The sequence below is a fragment of the Rhizobium sp. M1 genome (assembly GCF_002531805.1).
Classification (GTDB): Bacteria; Pseudomonadota; Alphaproteobacteria; order Rhizobiales; family Rhizobiaceae; genus Rhizobium; species Rhizobium etli_C.
Map to the genome: position 1 here is coordinate 1 of NZ_NWSW01000113.1, position 868 is coordinate 868.

The 868-nt window shown below is 66.0% G+C and carries 1 protein-coding gene; it reads left to right on the top strand.

What is annotated here, in order from left to right:
- Positions 1-868 (top strand): BID domain-containing protein (locus CO655_RS33190; protein ID WP_176539357.1); only part of this gene is annotated, 868 nt, incomplete at both ends.

Below are 868 nucleotides of genomic sequence, written 5' to 3' on the forward strand. Positions count from 1 at the left end.
GTCCGCTCGCCCGAAGCGCGCTATCTGATCCCCCCGGTCACCGCCTTTGCCAGGAGTGTCGATGAGGATGCGCGGCTGGCGCAGCTGTCATCCCCGGCCTGGAAGGAGCGGGAGGCGATCCTGCGGCCGCTGCTCGAGAAGATCTATCGCGACCCCGATGCCGCACTTGTCACCCTGAACGCCCTGGCATCGAATACCAGCATCGCGCCGCGCGAGATCGCAGGCGATCTTGCCGCGGCACCGGATCGGCTTGGCCGTCTGCGCGGTTCCGATCTTATGGTCGAAGGACGGGCGGCGCGTGACGAGCGCAAAGTCGCAATGGCCGCTTTGCAAGAATTGCTGCCGTTGGCCCGCGCCCATGCGACCGGGTTCCGCCGAACCGCCGAACGGTTCGAACTGCGGGAGCAGACGCGTCGCGCCTCCATGTCCTTGTCGGTTCCGGCGCTCTCCGACAAAGCTATGGCGCGCCTGATGGAGATCGAGGCGGTGCGCGCGCAGGGCGGGGACGACGCCTACAAGACGGCCTTTGCACTTGCCGCCGAGGACCGAACGGTCGTGCAGGAAGTCAAGGCCGTCAGCGATGCGGTATCTGCCCGCTTCGGCTGGAGCGCCTTCACCTCGAAGGCGGATGCGATCGCGGACCGCAATATGGTCGAGCGCATGCCGGAGGACCTCACGGATGAACGACGTGGAGAACTAACGCAACTGTTCGAAGCCGCGCGGCGCTTTGCCGAGGAACAGCATCTTGCCGAGCGTCGGGATCGTTCGAAGGTCGTCGCCGGCGCGAGTGCTGTTGCGGGGATAGAGGCCGCAGCGGACAAGGACAATGTGGCCTTGCTGCCCATGCTTGCCGCCGTCACCGAGTTCA